This window comes from Leucobacter chromiireducens subsp. chromiireducens, assembly GCF_016758255.1.
In the GTDB taxonomy this organism is placed as follows: domain Bacteria; phylum Actinomycetota; class Actinomycetes; order Actinomycetales; family Microbacteriaceae; genus Leucobacter; species Leucobacter chromiireducens.
In genome coordinates this window covers 294,552-311,180 of the sequence record NZ_QYAD01000004.1, presented here as the reverse complement: position 1 = coordinate 311,180, position 16,629 = coordinate 294,552, and the positions used below count along the sequence as shown (strand labels likewise).

13 protein-coding genes are annotated in these 16,629 nt (G+C 69.9%); 12 read left to right on the top strand and 1 reads right to left on the bottom strand.

The genetic code is table 11. The features are described from left to right. Positions 1–4: 4 nt before the first annotated feature. Both D3226_RS12455 and D3226_RS12450 read left to right on the top strand, forming a co-directional pair. Positions 5–1,564: an alpha/beta hydrolase gene (locus D3226_RS12455; protein WP_202382914.1), complete on the top strand. Its 1,560-nt coding sequence runs from the start codon at positions 5–7 to the stop codon at positions 1,562–1,564. Positions 1,565–1,646: 82 nt separating this feature from the next. Then, a complete protein-coding gene (locus tag D3226_RS12450) occupies positions 1,647–3,116 on the top strand; it encodes an alanine/glycine:cation symporter family protein (RefSeq protein WP_202382913.1) in 1,470 nt (489 codons plus the stop codon). 66 nt (positions 3,117–3,182) lie between these two features. Here D3226_RS12450 and trpB read toward each other — a convergent pair whose 3' ends face one another. After that, entirely contained in the window at positions 3,183–4,391 is a 1,209-nt protein-coding gene (gene trpB / locus D3226_RS12445; protein WP_202382912.1) for a tryptophan synthase subunit beta, read from the bottom strand. A 201-nt stretch (positions 4,392–4,592) separates the two neighbouring features. On the opposite strand from trpB, the gene D3226_RS12440 reads away from it, so the two are divergent. From D3226_RS12440 to D3226_RS12395, 10 genes are all read left to right on the top strand, one after another. Continuing rightward, a complete protein-coding gene (locus D3226_RS12440) occupies positions 4,593–6,071 on the top strand; it encodes a serine/threonine-protein kinase (RefSeq protein ID WP_202382911.1) in 1,479 nt (492 codons plus the stop codon). Further along, positions 6,068–9,568: a hypothetical protein gene (locus D3226_RS12435; RefSeq protein ID WP_202382910.1), complete on the top strand. Its 3,501-nt coding sequence runs from the start codon at positions 6,068–6,070 to the stop codon at positions 9,566–9,568. The genes D3226_RS12440 and D3226_RS12435 overlap by 4 nt, the downstream gene beginning before the upstream one ends. Positions 9,569–9,636: 68 nt before the next feature. Continuing rightward, the gene (locus tag D3226_RS12430) at positions 9,637–10,575 is read left to right on the top strand and encodes a methionyl-tRNA formyltransferase (RefSeq protein ID WP_202382909.1); all 939 of its coding nucleotides are present in this window, start codon (positions 9,637–9,639) and stop codon (positions 10,573–10,575) included. After that, positions 10,572–12,155: an RsmB/NOP family class I SAM-dependent RNA methyltransferase gene (locus tag D3226_RS12425; RefSeq protein ID WP_202382908.1), complete on the top strand. Its 1,584-nt coding sequence runs from the start codon at positions 10,572–10,574 to the stop codon at positions 12,153–12,155. The genes D3226_RS12430 and D3226_RS12425 overlap by 4 nt, the downstream gene beginning before the upstream one ends. A gap of 26 nt (positions 12,156–12,181) precedes the next feature. Further along, positions 12,182–12,844: a ribulose-phosphate 3-epimerase gene (gene rpe / locus D3226_RS12420; protein ID WP_202382907.1), complete on the top strand. Its 663-nt coding sequence runs from the start codon at positions 12,182–12,184 to the stop codon at positions 12,842–12,844. A gap of 299 nt (positions 12,845–13,143) precedes the next feature. Next, on the top strand, positions 13,144–14,298 hold the full coding sequence (locus tag D3226_RS12415; RefSeq protein WP_202382906.1) for an ABC transporter permease: 1,155 nt from the start codon (positions 13,144–13,146) through the stop codon (positions 14,296–14,298). Next, positions 14,291–14,692: a hypothetical protein gene (locus D3226_RS12410; RefSeq protein WP_202382905.1), complete on the top strand. Its 402-nt coding sequence runs from the start codon at positions 14,291–14,293 to the stop codon at positions 14,690–14,692. Before D3226_RS12415 ends, D3226_RS12410 begins: the two co-directional genes overlap by 8 nt. Continuing rightward, positions 14,689–14,913, top strand: a complete 225-nt coding sequence (locus D3226_RS12405; protein WP_202382904.1) for a helix-turn-helix domain-containing protein — start codon at positions 14,689–14,691, stop codon at positions 14,911–14,913. The genes D3226_RS12410 and D3226_RS12405 overlap by 4 nt, the downstream gene beginning before the upstream one ends. Continuing rightward, positions 14,910–15,836 carry an ABC transporter ATP-binding protein gene (locus D3226_RS12400; protein ID WP_202382903.1) on the top strand — a complete coding sequence of 309 codons (927 nt, stop codon included), beginning with the start codon at positions 14,910–14,912 and terminating at the stop codon, positions 15,834–15,836. The genes D3226_RS12405 and D3226_RS12400 overlap by 4 nt, the downstream gene beginning before the upstream one ends. Next, positions 15,833–16,591 (top strand): hypothetical protein, encoded by a 759-nt coding sequence (locus D3226_RS12395; protein WP_202382902.1) that lies wholly within the window; start codon positions 15,833–15,835, stop codon positions 16,589–16,591. Before D3226_RS12400 ends, D3226_RS12395 begins: the two co-directional genes overlap by 4 nt. Positions 16,592–16,629 lie beyond the last annotated feature (38 nt).

Sequence of the window (16,629 nt, the reverse complement as noted above, 5' to 3'; positions counted from 1 at the left end):
AACCATGTCTGCACGCACGAGGAGCCGCAAGCGCGCACCGCACGCGCCGGGCGACCGCCGGCTTCGGGGCCGAACGCTGCTCACTGCGGCGAGCGCGGGGCTGGTCGCCGCGCTCGCACTGCTGACCGCGTGTGCGCCGGTGGAGCGGACCGCGAGCGCGCTGCAGAGCGAGACGTTCCCTGGCGCCTACGCGCAGACGATTGAGTTGGGCGAGTGCGGTGACGACTTTGGCCTGGACGCCGAGACGGCGAAGCGTGTGGGCGATCTCGGGGCGCCCGTCGACACGTTCGAGTGCGCCACCGTGGAGGCCCCGCTCGACTGGAACACCCCGCGCAATCACGACACGATCGAACTCGCCGTAGTGCGCGTGCCCGCGACCGGGCCAACGAAGCTCGGTGCGCTGTTCGGCAACCCGGGCGGCCCGGGCGGCTCCGGCATTGACTACACCTGGAACCAGACCGCGTCGCCCGGGGTTCAGGAACTGCTCGCCCACTACGACGTGATCGGTTTCGATCCGCGGGGCACCGGTCGAAGTGACGCGGTCGACTGCGAGCCGGTGTCGAGCATCTTCGAGGTGCAGCTCGCGGTGTGCGCGGACGACTTCCCCTTGGCGCGCACGATGGGCACTTCGCAGGTGGCGCGCGACATGGATCTGTTGCGCGCGCTGCAGGGCGAGGACCGCATGAACTACCTGGGCTACTCCTACGGCACGATTCTCGGCGCCACCTACTCGACACTCTTCCCGGAGCGTGTGGGGCGCATGGTGCTCGATAGCGCGCCCGACGAGACCTGGGCCGCGCCGGCTGGCACCTTCGATCAAGCGGTCGCGATGGCTACCGAGCTCGTCGCGATGGTCGAGGATTGTGAGGAGACGCCCGGCGTGACGGCGTGCCCGATCACCTCCGAGGATGAGCTGCTCGCAGCGCAGGCCGCTCTCACCGAGCAGCCGATTGTCGCGAGCGACGGCACCGAGGTGACCGGCGACACGCTGAGCGGGTACCTCATGACCGGCCTGTACGGCCGTGCGCTCACGCGCGTCACCGTGCTCAATCATGTGGCGGGGCTGCTCGAGCGCGATCCCGCGCAGGTTGATGCGGTCGTTGCGGCGATGTCCGATGGTGGCGCCGCGGTCAGCTCGAGCGGACTGATTGTCCGGTGTCACTCGCTTCCCGACGATCCGGGCATCGTGGAGCTGCTGAACCACATTGAGGATCAGGGCGTGCCGCGCCTCCTCGGTGGTCCCGAGATCACCGACGATGTGCTGCGGCCCTTCGCCGACGTCTCCTGCGATGCGCTCCCGGAGAGTGGCACCGACCTCGAAGCGTTCTCTGCTCCGGATGACCAGACGATGCTCGTGATTGGGATCGAGGGCGATCACGCCACCCCGTTTGCGAACGGCAAGAACCTTGCCATGCAGATGGGCAACACCCGCTTCCTCACCGTGGAGGGGCACGGCCACGGCGCGTCGTTCACCGATCGCTCGAGCTGCGCGGATCAGGCGACCACGGCGTTCCTTCTGGAGGGTGAGCTGCCCGCAAAGGGAACGGTCTGCCCGGCGAATTAGCGCCGGGCGCGCGGCGGAATCGGCAGCGCCGCGGCCGCGGCCAATCCGCGCCACACGGACCAGGGTGAAATACCCTGATCCCATGGACGCAATCAACGACTTCGTGCTCGCAGCAGGAGACCGGCTGTGGACGTGGGCGGTGCTGCCCGTGCTCGTCGTGCTCGGACTGTACTTCACGCTCCGCTCCGGGGTCGTGCAGTTCCGGTGGCTGCCCGAGATGTTCCGCACGCTGACCGACAAGACGCCGGTGAAAAGCGACGGCACCCCGCAGTCGGTGTCCGCGTTCCAGGCGTTTACGATCTCCGCGGCCTCGCGCGTTGGCGTCGGCAACATCGCGGGCGTCGGCACCGCGATCGCGATCGGTGGCCCCGGCGCGGTGTTTTGGATGTGGACCATGGCCTTTATCGGTGGCGCGTCAAGCTTTGTCGAGTCCACCCTCGGGCAGCTCTTCAAGGTGCGCGACGCGGATGGCTTCCGCGGTGGCCCCGCCTACTACATGCTCCACGGGCTCCGATCCCGCTGGATGGGTACGCTCTTCGCGGGGATTCTCATCGTCTGCTTCCCGTTCGCGTTCTCGTCCCTGCAGGCGAACACGATCAGCGCAACGTTGACCTCGACTGCCGGGCTCTCGCCCGAGAACTCCGGCTGGGCCACGCTCGTCATCGGGGCAGTGCTCGCGGTGCTCACGGGCCTCGTCGTGTTCGGCGGTGTGCGCCGTATCGCCAGCGTCACGCAGGCGGTCGTGCCCGCAATGGCGCTCGCCTACCTCCTGCTCGGCCTCGTGATCGTGTTCCTCAACATCGATCAGCTGCCCGGTGTGTTCGCCTCGATCTACTCGCAAGCGTTCGGGTTCAACGAGGTGGTGGGCGCCGCGTTCGGCATGATCCTCATGACCGGCATCAAGCGCGGCATGTTCTCGAACGAGGCGGGGCTGGGGTCTGCGCCCAACGCGGGCGCCTCCGCCGCGGTCACGCACCCCGTGAAGCAGGGTCTCGTGCAGACTCTCGGCGTCTACTTCGACACCTTCCTCATCTGCTCGATCACCGCGTTCATCATCCTCGTGACGGCGCCCGACCTGAGCTCGGCCACGCGCGGGATCGGCCTTACGCAAAACGCGATCGAGGGCACGCTCGGCCCGTGGGCGGGGGCGCTGCTCAGCGTCATCATCTTCCTGCTGGCGTTCAGCTCGATCCTCGGCAACTACTACTACGGCGAATCGAACATCGAGTTCATCTCGACCCGCCCGCGAGTGCTGTTCGGCTACCGGGTGCTCGCGGTGGTCGCGATCTTCGTGGGCGCGGTCGCGTCCGCGGACCTCATCTGGAACACCGCTGACGCGATCATGGGCGTCATGGCGCTCGTCAACCTGGTTGCGATAGCGCTGCTGTCCGGGCTCGTGTTCCGCCTCATGCGCGACTACGCCGCCCAGCGCCGCGAGGGCCGCGACCCGGTGTTCACCCGCGATCGGCTGCCCAACGTCGCGGGGATCAGCTGCTGGGAGGACGAGCTGAGCGTTACGGGGACGATCCCCGTTCCGAACCCCGAACGCTAGCCGTGCCCGCCTGCCGCGCCGTATCGGGGTCCCGTGAACGGCACGGCAGGCGGACGCAGCTGGGGATCAGGCCCCGCGCAGGCGCTCCGCGACGAAGTCCACGTCCTTATCGCCGCGCCCCGACAGGTTCGCGATGATCACCGCGTCGGCGGGCAGCGTGGGCGCCAGCTTGATCGCGTGCGCAACCGCGTGGGCCGACTCAAGGGCGGGGATGATGCCCTCCTTCCGAGTGAGGAGCTGGAACGCCTCGAGCGTCTCCGCGTCTGAGGCGGTCACGTACTCCGCGCGGCCGAGCTGCTCGAGGTGGGCGTGCTGCGGGCCCACGCCCGGGTAGTCGATCCCGGATGCGATCGAGTGCACGGGGGACGGCTCGCCGTTCGCGTCCTGCAACACCTTCGTGTGCATACCGTGCAGCATGCCGGGAGTGCCGAGAGTCATGGTCGCCGCGTGGCGATCCCCATCGAGACCCTCGCCCGCCGGTTCCACACCAATGATGCGCACCGACTCGTCCTCCAGGAAAGCATCGAACAGTCCCATCGCGTTCGAGCCACCGCCCACGGCAGCCACAAGCACGTCGGGCAGCTTCCCCTCGGCCTCGAGCACCTGCGCGCGAGCCTCGCGGCCCACGACTGACTGGAAATCGCGCACCATCGACGGGTACGGGTGCGGGCCCACGACGGAGCCGATCGCGAAGAAGTACTCCTCAGGGTGCGCCGCGTACACCGCGAACGCTGAGTCGACGGCCTCCTTGAGTGTCTTCCCGCCCTCCTCAACCGACACGACCTTCGCGCCGAGCAGCTCCATGCGCACCACATTGGGGTGCTGCTTCGCCACGTCGATCGCGCCCATGTGGATGTCGCACTCAAGCCCAACGAGCGCCGCCGCGGTGGCCAGGGCGACACCGTGCTGCCCCGCACCCGTCTCCGCGATGAGCTTCGTCTTGCCCATTCGCTTCGCAAGCAGAGCCTCGCCCAGGCAGTGATTGATCTTGTGCGCGCCCGTGTGGTTCAAATCCTCACGCTTCAGGTAAATCTTCGCCCCGCCGAGCTCGCGGGTGAGATTCTCCGCGAAGTACAGGAGCGACGGACGGCCCACGTACTTCGAGAGCAGCGCCTGATACTCCTCCTGGAACGCGGGATCCGCGCTCGCCGCAGCGTACTCGCGTGCCACCTCAGCGATCGGCTCAACCAGGAACGGGGGCAGCGGCGCACCGCCGAACTCGCCGAAGTAGCCGGCCTCATCCGCGCGGTACGGGGAAATCGTGGACTGTGTCATGGGAGGGATCCTTTGCGTCGTTGCGCCGCTCGTGAGACAAAAAAACACCGCCTCCGAGAGGCGGTGTCGTGTGCATGCAGATGCGTGAAGAGTGACCGCCCTAGGCGGCCCACCACTGAATCACGATGTGCATGGGGCGAGTGTAGCACCATCCGCGCACTGCGCTGTGCCGACGTCGGGGGACCTCGCTAGCATCGAGATATGACGCTGCAGCTCGCACCGGTACCGGCCAGCCCGCGGGCGTTTGGCGCGCTGACTGGGGCGAACCCCGACGGCCTGTTGCTCGGCCTCGCCCCTGCGCTCACGCCGAGCGGCATCGACAGGTCGCCGAGCTTCTTCTCGGGGTTTGCGACTGAGCCGCTCGTGCTCGCCCGCGGTTTGCTCGTGCTCGCGGACATCACCGCGACCCGCTACTTCCAGTACGTGCCGACGACGATGCGCGACCCGGTTCTCACGGCGAACGGCGACAGGTTGCGCGCGGAGAGCTTCTCCGCCTGCAACAGCGTGTACGCGCGGCTCGACCTGCTCGGGGCTGGCTTTGACGGCGGCGACATCGCGCACGGTACGACCAACGTTGACCTCGGGCAGGGGTCGCGCTCGGTGCTCTCGGCGGTGCGGCGAGCAGAGCTCCTTCACCTCGACGTTGGCGCCCGAGGCGCGGTGCTCGCCACGCCGACGCAACACTCTGCGGAGCGCCCCGTGAACATGCCAGATCGGTGGGTGCGGGCGCTCGGCAACGTCGCCGAGCTCCACGGTCGAATGGTGCCGCTTGCGACGCTCACGGCGCAGGAGGCACGCGCGTTCCTTTCCGCGGTCCCGCCGGCGACCGCCAACGGCCGAACCGCCTGGCTCGCTCCCGCGCCATCGGGTGTGCGGGTCGCATCGCGACCAGTGGCTGGAGCCATCGCAGTTCCTGGGCTGCATCGCCTGAGCGCGGCGAAGCGCCTCCTCCCGCACCTGCGTAGCGCGACGGTGTACGGCGCGCCACACACGGAGACCGGCGCTGTCGCCGTGGTGTTCGAACTCCCGCACGCACGGCTCACCCTCGGGCTGACCGCCGAAGCCTGGCGCGGGCACTCGGGTGAGGGCGCGCTGCTCGCTGCGCTCGCGGGCGACGACGTCGTCGCAGACGCCGAACTCGTCTCCGCGCTACTTGCGTTCGAGCCGGCCATCGACGCCGACGGGCTCGCCAAAGCAGCAGGGATCTCGCGGGCCCGCGCGGACGGCGCGATCGCAGTGCTTGCCGCCTCGGGCCGCGTCGGCTGGGATCTTGCCGATGGTGCGCACTTCCACCGAGAGCTTCCCGACGATCCGACCAGGATCGAGCGCGACGGCCCGCGCCTCACCGCTGCTCGGGCGCTCGTCGCCGCGGGGCGGGTTCTGCCGAGCGCGGGTGACGGGAGCTCCGGGGAGCCTCGCAGCTGGATCGTGCGGGGCGGCGAATCCGGCGGCACGGGGAGCACCGCACGGGCAACCGGGGAGAACATCGTGCGCCTCGGCGACGACGAGCAACTCGTGTGCGGCTGCGCTTGGGGCCTGCGTCACGGCACTGGGCGAGGCCCCTGCAAACACGTGCTCGCCGTCGAGATGGCCCGGGCATCCCAGCGCACCCCAGGGATAACTCCGGCGACAACACTGAAGCAACCAGCACAGGCCCCAACTCCGAAGGAGCAGGCGTGAGCGCCTCCGCAGCACTGAACGACTCACTCGCGGTCTACCACGCGCTCGGCTGGACGGCGCTTGCCCCTGACTTGGGCGCTGAAGAGATTCTTGCCCTGCCGCTTGGCACCCCCGAGCAGCAGCGGATCGCGCTCGCCGGGCTGAAGGCTGGTGAGTGGGGCTCCTTCGACGCGATCGACGCCGCGAGCTACGGCTGGCGCAGCTGGCTCGGCGACGGCGTGCACGCGGGCATGCTCGCGTTGTTCGCGATCCGCGTCGGCGTCCCCGCGAAGCGAGCTGTTGCGATCGCGCCAGCGAGCGGTGCAGTCAGCGACGAATTGCTCACAGCCGTCGTCGCCGACCGCGGCGCAGCGTACGCCCAGAGTTTCGTGGCGCACGCCTCTGCGGGCGGCGGACGGATGTGGATCGACGCGACCTCACGATTCGCGGGCTCCACGGTGCGCCTCGTGCACGAGTTCGCGCTGCCGATTCCCGAGAACCTCGACTATCTGCGCGACTGGGCGGTGTACGCCCTCGGCGCGCCAGCGAACGAGGGTTGGTTGCAGCCCCGCGACCGGGGAGAGATTCCCAGCACGCTGCTCGGCCCGCGCTTCCGCGAGCACGCTGAGGTGGCGGTCGCCCTCGGGCTGAGCGTCACCGGACCATTCGGGGGACTGCTCCAGGCAGCGCTCGATCGTGGGTGGCTCGACGCCGATGCCGCGCTCGAGCTGGCGTTCGCCGGGCTCGACGCTGCCCAGCGGCCCGGTGACCGGAAGGTGTGGGCCGCGTTTCTCACCGAGGAGCTCGGGCTCACGGGCGAGGCTCGCCGACCCGAGCTGCTCGACCGGGCTGACGCGCTCGTGTCGGCTATCGCGACCGGCGATGCGCCGCTCGCGGAGGCGTTCGGCCCCGCGCTCATCGCCCTCGGCGACGACGACACGCTCCTCGAAGTGCTGCAGCTTGGGCTCAGCGTGAAGTCAAAGAAGGCGCGCCGCGCACTGCTCTCCGCGGCCGCGGGTCGCCCCGCCCCCAGCCCCGCGATCGGCGCCGAGATCGCGGGGCTCGTGGAACCGCTGCGGGCCGGAAACGACGTGCCCCTCGCTCGCGCGGCGACGCGGCTCCTGGACGCCTGGGGCATCGCGCCGGTGCTTGGCGAGTCCGCAGGCGAGCGGATGGCACCCGCGGGAGCCGCGCTGAGCGCCTTGCGAGGCCGATGGGAGGCAACCCCGCCGCTCTGGGAGGTGCCGCGGTTCTCGCTCGGCCTGGGAGGCGCTGAGGCGCTCGCCACCGCCGACACCGATGCCCTCGTCGGGGCCGTCACCGCCGCGGCCGCGGAGCTCTCTGGCAGGCCGGAGGGCGGCGCGGTCGATCCCGTCGCCGAGCGCCTCCTTGCGCTGGCGAATGAACTGGCGCGTCGGGATCCTGATCTCGCGCGCACCGCCCTCCGCGGCGTGCGCCAGCACTGGGTCCCGGGGTTGCGCTGCATTGCGCAGTGGGTTGCGGGGGAAGCCCTCACCGCGCTTGACCGGCCCGCCCGCGAAGATTTCCCGGGGTCGAGGCCGACGATCTTCGGTCCGTCGCCCGCCCGCGATGCCGCGGTGACACAGCGACTCGGCGAGGTTCCCGTGCTGCTTTCGACGCCAACGTGGGATGACATGCGCATCTCAGCCGACGCATTCACGGCCAGGCTGCGCGCATATGCCTCGGAGGGGGCCGTGGCGAGCGAGGCCGACGTGCTGCTCGCCCTGCTGCGGGTTGACCCCGTAGATGTCACGCCCGAACGGCGCGCCGAGCTCCGCAACATCGAGGTCGCTATCGTTGGCCAAGACGGGGCCGAACTGCCGGTACGCGCGGGGGCCGTGGCCGCCGAGTACTTTGCGCACCCGCTTGCAGAGCCCGACGTTGAACTCGACGCCCAGCGGCATTGGTGGGCGCCCACGCAGCTCGAACAGCCCCCGGCCCTCGCCGCATTCCCAGCCAGGCTGAAGGCAGACGCCTACCGGAGCGACATCGAGGTTGGAGTGCTGCCACTCGGCGGCGACTGGGCGGCCCTGACAACTGGGGACCTCGACAGTTCCGCGCTCGGCCTCGTGCTGCGTCAGCTCGTGCGGCGGCGCGAGCCACTCACGCCGGGGCAGGCAGTGAACCTCGTCGGGGCGCAGCGCGGCCTCCACGAGCGGGCCATCGGTGACGGTGCCCTCGCGATCAGGGAGGCGTGGGAACGCGGCCTCCTCGTTCCGGGGGCCGCCGACGTGCGGAAGCTCGGGTGGGCAGACAGTCCGACGAAGCTCGCCGCGTTCGCGACCGCGTGCCTCGAACTCGCTGACGAGGGGATGCTCGCCGTCGTCTGGCCCCTGCTCGACGACCTCGTCGCGCTATCGCTCGCCGCGCCCCGACGCCTCGCAGGAACCGCGGAGCTCGTTGAAGCGATCGGCGAACTCCTGCCGTCCGTGACCGCCGCAGTCGACACCGGCGACGCGCCGAACGACGCCCTCGAGATTGCGAGCGTCAGAGCGCTCGCCGCCGCTGGAGGTGCGTCGCGCGCCGTCCAGCTCGCGAAGGCAATCGTTGCCGCGCTCCCGCAGGCCGCGACGGGTCAAGCCGCGACGGGCCAAGCCGCGACGGCGCCGACGGTGCCCGAGCAGCCCGCCGAGCACACTGCCGCCACCGCGACCGACGATGAGTTCGCCGAGTTCTGGCCCGCCGAGCCGGCTGAGTCGACCGCGCCGGCCGTGGTCGACGACGGGGCCGTGATCCGAGCGAGCTGGCACGATCCGGATGCGTCGACGAGACTGCTCGAGATTGAGCTTGAGTTCGCCCCCGAGCGGCTCGCCGAGCCGGCTGACGGCCCGCGCCGCTTCCGCACCCGCACCTCATGGTTCTACGACATTGAGGAAGAGGGGCAGTGCGGCATGACCGAGATCCGCTCCGAGACAGATGAGGTGCGGCACGATTCGCGGTCGTGGCTGCGGTGGGATGCGGCAGCGCAAGCGATCAGGATCGCCGAGCACCGCAACTGGCGCGACGGCAACGCTGGCCCGCTCGGACGCGGAGAACTGGTTCCGCCCATCACTGTCGGTATGGTCGCCGTGCTGCTCAGCGGGATGAACCACGACAATGGCAGCGGGTATCACGTGCTCGCGGCGGTCAGAAACGGGCTGTTCGGCGCCGACTCCGTGCGGCTCGCGGTCGCCAGACTGCTCGAGAGCCCTGACTTTACGCCGGTGAAGCTCGCCGGAATGATCGAGGCCGAACCGGATACGCTCCGCGCCCTGTGGCCCGTGCTCACGGAGTCCGTGCGAGTCGCGGGCTCTGCCAGTGGTGCCCCGCCGCGGTGGCTGAACCGCGTGCTCGATGCGGCGCTGCTGCGCGCGCCGTCGCTCGCGGAGGCGGCCCGACGCGGTCTGCTACCCCCGGACTCCGCTTCGTGGCCCGGACTCTCAGAGCTCGCCGAGCGCAAAGGCTCGCAGGCGGCACTGCGGAAAGCGCGAGAACTGGCAGCTGCGCTCGGGGGATGAGCTCGGGAGACCGGCAGAGACGAGCTGAGACGCGCGCGCGACGCCGCGGGGGATGCGAGAATAGAGGGATGCGTATCGTGTTTGCCGGAACCCCGGAGTTCGCCGTGCCCAGCCTGCGCGCCTTGGTCGACGCGGGCCACGACGTCGTTGGCGTCATCACCCGCGAGGACGCGCCGCTTGGCCGCAAGCGCGTGCTCACCCCCTCGCCGGTTGCCCAGGCCGCCGCAGACCTGGGCATCGCGACACTCAAGGCGAATCGGCTCGGCGACGAAGCGACCGCTTGGGTCGCGGATCTCGCGCCCGAACTCGGCGTGATTGTTGCCTACGGCGGCCTCGTCCGCGAGCCGCTGCTCTCGGACCCGGAGCACGGATGGATCAACCTGCACTTCTCCGAGCTGCCCCGGTGGCGCGGTGCTGCGCCCGTGCAGCGCGCACTCGAGGCGGGCGAGCAGACCCTCGGGGTCACGGTCTTCCGCCTGGTCGCTGCACTCGACGCTGGCGACGTGCTGACCCGAGATGCGCGCACGTTCGCGCCAGGAACTTCAGCGGGCGCCGCGCTCACCGAGCTGGCCGAGTTCGGCACGGCCGCCGTGCAGGAAGCAGTTGCCCTGCTCGCCACGGACCCGAACGCCGGCGAGCCACAGTCGGGCGAGGCGACGTACGCCCACAAGCTCACCCGTGAAGACGGCAAGCTCGATCTTTCGCGATCCGCCGCAGAGGTCCTCGCGCACTGGGCCGGGGTGACGCCCGAGCCGGGCGCATTCGCGTTGCACGAAGACCAGCCGATCAAACTCCTCGAACTCGCGGTCGCCGACGCGGACGCGGCGTCGAGCAGGCAGCCTGGAGCGGTGCAGCTGGTGGGCGGAGCTGTGCTGCTCACCACCGGGGCTGGGCCGGATGGGGCGCCAGCCGTGCTCGAGCTGCGTCGCGTGCAGCCGGCCGGGAAGCCCGCGATGGACGCTGCGGCCTGGTTGCGTGGCCGCGGGGGATCGGCGGTGCTCGCATGAGCCGGGAGCAGGGCGGCGCCGAGAACGGCCGCAATCGGAACTCGCGCGGGCAGCGCAGCGAGGGCGCACGCGGCCAGAACTCGCGCGGCCAGAACTCGCGCGGCCAGAACTCACGCGGCCAGGCGCCGCGCGGGCAGCGTGGCTCGCGCGATCGGGATCAGCGCCCGCAGCGCGCGCACATCTCCGCACCGCGACTCGTTGCCTATGACGTGCTGCGCGATGTTGACGAACGCGAGGCGTACGCGAACCTCGCGCTTCCCGCCCGCGTGCGCGATGCCGGTCTTGACTCGCGTGACGCGGGTCTCGCAACCGAACTCGTTGCGGGGGCGCTCCGCTGGCGTGGTCGCTACGACCGCATCATCGAGATCGCCTCAGGTCGTGCGATCGACAATGTCGACCCGCGTACCCGCAACGTCCTGCGACTGGGCGTGCACCAGCTCCTGGGCATGCGGACGGCCGCGCACGCCGCGGTGAACGAGAGCGTCGAGTTGCAGCGCCGGGTCGCCAATCCAAACGCGGCTGGCTTCGTTAACGGTGTGCTCCGTGCAGTGGGGCGTGGCACGAACGAGGAATGGGATGCCGAGATCGAGGCGAGTGCTGCCTCTGCTGACGAAGCACTCGCGACAATGCAGTCTCACCCCGCGTGGGTACTTCGCGCGCTCCGCGACGCGCTGCGCGCCGAGGGGCGAGAGGACGAGCTTGCGGCTCTCCTTGAAGCCGACAACGACGCACCCCGCGTCAGCCTCGCACTGTTGCCTGGCAGCGGGGTTGATCCCGAGCAGCTGGTCGAGGATGAGCACGCGTCCGAGCCGAACCCCGTGCTCTCTGCGGCAGGGCCGTCGCCTCTCGGCCTTGAGCTCGCGGGCGGTGACCCCGGGCGAGCGATCGCCGATGCGGGGCTGCCCGAGGGGGAGCTGCGTGTGCAGGATCAGGGCTCTCAGCTCGCAGCACTCGCGCTGACCCGCGCCGAGCCGGTGCGGTCGGGGGAGCGCTGGCTTGATCTGTGCGCCGGCCCCGGCGGCAAGACCGCGGTTCTGGGGGCCGAGGCCCGTGTGGGCGGCGCGAGCGTGCGCGCGAACGAGGTTTCGGAGCACCGGGCTGAGCTCGTGCGCCGCTCAGTCACTGCGGTGGCGGACACGATTGAGGTGGTGTCGCATGACGGACGCGATGACGCCGCGTACGGAGGCGAGCTCTTCGACCGGATCCTGGTTGATGCGCCCTGCACCGGCCTTGGGGCTCTGCGTCGTAGACCCGAGGCGCGCTGGCGCAAGCAGCCCTCGGACTTGCCCGTGCTCACGTCTCTCCAGACGGAACTGCTCGATGCTGCGGTGGCGCACCTCGCGCCGGGCGGCCTGCTCGCATACGTGACCTGCTCGCCGCATCTCGCGGAGACCCGCATCGCGGTGGAGCGTCTCGTGCGCCGCACCCCGGGCCTCACCGAGCTCGACGCGCGCGCCGCGCTGCGCGAGGTTGCCCGAGGCGACATCGACATCGCCGGCGAGGAGCTGAGCGCGCAGCTCTGGCCGCACCGCCACGGCACCGACGCGATGTTCGTCGCGCTGTTCCGCCGCGACGCGTAGCCTCCGTGAGCGCATACACTGGTGGCGTGACCGCGCAGCGCATTAACCCCAGCATCCTGTCCGCCGACTTCGTCAACCTGCAGGCGGAGCTTGAGGCCATCCGCTCAGCGGACCTCGTGCACGTCGATGTGATGGACAACCATTTTGTCCCGAACCTCACGATGGGTCCGCCCATCGTTGAGCGTATCCAGGCGGTCTCGCCGGTGCCGCTCGATGTGCACCTCATGATCTCGGACGCCGATCGCTGGGCCCCCGGTTACGCGGAGCTTGGCGCCTACTCGGTGACGTTCCACGCTGAGGCGGCGGCCGATCCGGTGGCGCTCGCACGTCGCATTCGCGAGATTGGCGCCCGCGCGGGCATCGCACTCAAGCCGGGCACGGACCCCGAGCCGTACCTTGAGCTGTTGCCCGAGTTCGACCAGGTGCTGGTCATGACGGTGGAGCCCGGTTTCGGCGGGCAGTCGTTCATGCCCGACATGATGCCGAAGCTGCGCCGCTTCGCTGAGGCGAAGGCGCGGCTCGGGCTCGACGTGTGGCTGCAGGTCGATGGCGGAATCACCGTCGACACGATCGGGATCGCGGCCGAGGCCGGCGCCGACACCTTTGTGGCTGGCTCCGCCGTGTACGGCGGGGTGCCGGAGGACCGCATCGCCGCCCTCCGCGTGGCCGCGGCGACCCACACCCACTAGGGCCGTCCGCTCCGGCGGCTCCTGCCGCCCTGCCAGCGCGCTTCGTGCGGCCTTGCCCACTTTCCTGCCGTTATATCCCGCCGCGGGGTAAGTTCGCTGCGCGAGGGGAGCTTGCATGCGCGTTTGGCCTGCCCTTTTGCGGGCAAGCTGCCCTGCGGGGTGGCGGGGTGGCGGGGTGGCGGGAGCCGAGCCTGGCCAAAGGAAGGGAGCTGTGCGCCCGGGCGCGTCAAGGATGCTTGACATTTTGCCGCACGCCTGATTGCCTAGGTGTCAAGTAAACTTGACGAAACGAGGGTGGCATGCGGCTCCGCACACGAATCGGCGCGTTTCGTGCGCTCGTGCGCGCTGACGCCCGGGAGCTGCGCCGCGACCGCCTTGTTTGGGCATCCATGCTCACCATGGCGCTGGTGCTGCTCGTCATCCACACCTGCATGTGGCTGGCGTTCTCCGTGGTGGGCGACGCCCCGCGTGTAGACGCGAGGGGGCTCACTGGCGCCGCCGCGATGCCCGTGGCTGCGCAGCTTGAGGCCCGGGGTGTGCTTGCATCCTCCGCGGGTGCCGCAAACGTCCTAGTCAGGAGCGAGCCGGCCGCCGCGAGCGACGCTGGCGGGAACGGCAACGGCAACGGGAACGACGATCGCATCGTCATCGAGGTGACGGAAGCACACGTGGGGTGGGATTCTGTCTGGCGCGCGCTTCGCTCTGCTGGCGTGCCCGCGGGACAGATCGACACCCTGGGACGCGACGGTGAGGCGATGCCCGACTTCCTGCGCCTCAACCTCGGCACGATCCTCATCGCCGCGCTTGCCGCGATCTCGCTGCTCGGCACGACCGTTCCGCTCGTCGCCGCGCGGGGCAGGGGCACCCTCCAACTGCTCGGCACGACGCCGTTGCCCCGTGGGCTGTTCCTGCTCTCGCGCGTGCCGAATCGCTTGAGCCTCGTTGCGTTCAGCGTGGCCGGCGTCACTGCGATAGCGCTCGCGCGGCAGAGCATGGAGCCCACCGGGATCCCGCGCTTCCTCGGTACCGTGATGTGCGCGATTGTGCTGCTCTTCGGTCTGGCTGCGCTGTTCGCCGCGCGTGCGAGCAACGCCGAATCGAGCCAGAGCCTCATGGCGGGCGTCTGCTTCGCGCTCGTGAGCAGCGCGGGTGCGGTGCTCCCGGTGGGGCTCCTGCCGGAGCCACTGCGCCTCGTCAGTGGTCTACTGCCGGGCGGCTGGCTGGTGGAGTCCGCGAGCGCGGACCTCGCGGGTACCACTCCGTTCCTCCCGGTACCGGTGTCCTGGGGGCTCATGCTGCTCACGGGGGCTGTTTGCTTCGCCTTCGCCGCCCGCCGATTTGAGTGGGCGGCCCCACGCGGTGTCGCCGTCCCTGGCGCCGCGAGCGCCGACGCTTTGCTCTCCTCCACACACTCTCCACTGCCACACACTCTCAGGAGGTCTCATCGTGACTGAACTCACTGCAATCGAACGCAAGAACGTTCGACGCTACGCCTGGCACATGGGGCTTGCCGCGGCGCTGTTCTTGCTGCTGTTCCTCGGCGGGGGGCTGGTGGCTGAGCCAGACACGCCGCTCTGGATCGCGCTCGGGCTCGTGCCGATCCTGCCGGTGGTGTGGATGCTGCTCGCCGCGCTGCAGTTCGTGCGGGGGCTCGACGAGTACGTGCGACCCAGAATGATGGCTGCCGCCGCGGTGGGGTTCGTTGCCGCGATGCTCGCTGCCGTGGTGATGGGCATGGTGGAGGGGGTCGTTGGTCCGATCCCATATCTCGTGTGGGGCGTGTTTGTGATCGGCATGAGCGCGTGGGGGATCGCCGCGATGGTGCGCTCTGCGCGAGGTGCGAAGTGAACAACAAGGTGCGCACCCTTCGCACGGCGGCGGGCTGGTCTCAGGTGCAGTTTGCCGAGCTGCTCGGGGTCTCCCGGCAGACGATCCACGCGCTCGAATCGGGCAAGTACGACCCCTCGCTTCCCCTTGCGTTTCGAATCTCGCACGTGTTCGGCCGCCCGATCGAGGAGATCTTTGTGCCCGACCCTTCGGACGCACCACCCTCGGGAGGTCGAAAATGAGCGCGCCGAACGAGCCGATCATTGAGGTCGCGAACGTGAGCCAGCGCTTCGGTGAGACCGAAATCTTGCGAGGGATCGAGTTCACCGTGGGCGCGGGGGCGATCGTGGGGCTCCTCGGGCCGAACGGAGCGGGCAAGAGCACCACGGTGGACCTCATCGCGGGGCTCACCTCACCGAGCGTCGGCCGCGTGCGTGTGCTGGGCGTTGATCCCGCGACGGATCGCGCCACGATCACCGCCGCCGTTGGCGTCCAGCCACAGCAGGCCGCGCTCTTCCCGATCCTCACCGTTGACGAGACGCTCACGCTGTTTGCCTCATTCCATGAGCATCCAGCGGATCTGGATGAGCTTCGTGCTCGCGTGCAGCTTGAGGGATGCCGCGGCACCCAGGTGCGGCACCTCTCGGGCGGTGAGCTGCGCCGGTTGCTGATCGCGATCGCGCTCGTGGGGCAGCCGCGTGTCGTGATTTTGGATGAGCCCTCGGCGGGGCTTGACCCTGCAAGTCGGCTCGGGATCGCCGAGCTGATCCGTGCGATTCGCGCGGGCGGCACCACCGTGCTGCTCACGACGCATCACCTCGACGAGGCCGAGGCGCTGTGCGACGGGGTGCTCATTATGCGGGCGGGGCAGATCGTGTTGCAGGGTGCTCCGGCCGAGCTTGCACGCGCGCACGCCGGAGGTGGCGAGGTGGCCTTCACCGTGCCGGCGGGCACGGAGCGCTCGCTCATCGCAGAGGCAGTGGGCGAAGACTGGAGTGAGACTGAGTTGCCCGCCGGTGGGAGCCGCATCACCGCGCGAAGCACTGTGCCAGATGACCTGTTGCGGCGCGTCACGTTCACTCGCGGGCTTCGCGCCTCAGGCATCACAGTGCGCGAAACCGAGCTCGCTGACGTGTACCTGCGCGCGGTGAACGGCGAACCGTGAATCTGCGTGAGGCGGTGCGCACGCAGCGCCGAAGAGCGCCCGCGCGCTCCCGCATCTCGCTCGTCACCCCGATCCTGAGCATTGCGCTGCTGGCCGCCTCAGACGTGCTGTTCTCCGCGCACGGCATGGTGCTCCGATCGGGCCTCCCGCTACTCCTCGCCGTGTTGCTCATCGTGCTGCCGTTCGCTACGGTCACGGCTCCCGTTGTTGACGCGCGCGAGCGCGGTCTGCTCCGGCTCCTCGCCACCACGCCAGCTGCGCGCGGCGCTCTGCTCCGCGCGCAGCTGCTCGATTCGCGTGCCGGGAGCGCCGTGGTCATCGGTGTCGCGCTCGTCGTCGCTGCGGCGGTGCCCGGGGCGATCGAGCTCGGCTCCGTCGGGGGTGGCGCCGTCATTCGTGCGTATTTCGTTGGGCTCGGCGGGCTGCTGCTCGCCGGGGTGGCACTGTCTGCGTGTGGTATGGCGCTCGCGGCGGCCGTGGCTGCGCGCGTCGCCCGGCCGGCACGCGCGCGAGCGATCGGTGCAGTGCTTCCCGCGGTGGTGCTCCTGACAGGCGGAGTGCTGCCGCTCGCGAGCATCGCTCCGGCCCTCGGCAGGGCGTTCGAGTGGGTGCCGACGTCTGCGCTTGCGCGGATAGCCGGGGAATCTCTTGCGGGAGCTGAGGCTGGAGTCGTTGGCGGAGCGATTCTGGCGGGCGGGATCGCTGCGGCGTCAGCGATCCTCATCGGATGGGCAATTCGCGTGTGCGCTCACTGAGTTGGGGGCGAGGAGCTCGCCGTGGCACGGGCCGCCGC

Coding starts and splice junctions, on each gene's coding strand:
- D3226_RS12455 (WP_202382914.1), top strand. CDS start 5: ATGTCTGCACGCACGAGGAGCCGCAAGCGCGCACCGCACGCGCCGGGC.
- D3226_RS12450 (WP_202382913.1), top strand. CDS start 1,647: ATGGACGCAATCAACGACTTCGTGCTCGCAGCAGGAGACCGGCTGTGG.
- trpB (WP_202382912.1), bottom strand. CDS start 4,391: ATGACACAGTCCACGATTTCCCCGTACCGCGCGGATGAGGCCGGCTAC.
- D3226_RS12440 (WP_202382911.1), top strand. CDS start 4,593: ATGACGCTGCAGCTCGCACCGGTACCGGCCAGCCCGCGGGCGTTTGGC.
- D3226_RS12430 (WP_202382909.1), top strand. CDS start 9,637: ATGCGTATCGTGTTTGCCGGAACCCCGGAGTTCGCCGTGCCCAGCCTG.
- D3226_RS12425 (WP_202382908.1), top strand. CDS start 10,572: ATGAGCCGGGAGCAGGGCGGCGCCGAGAACGGCCGCAATCGGAACTCG.
- D3226_RS12415 (WP_202382906.1), top strand. CDS start 13,144: ATGCGGCTCCGCACACGAATCGGCGCGTTTCGTGCGCTCGTGCGCGCT.
- D3226_RS12400 (WP_202382903.1), top strand. CDS start 14,910: ATGAGCGCGCCGAACGAGCCGATCATTGAGGTCGCGAACGTGAGCCAG.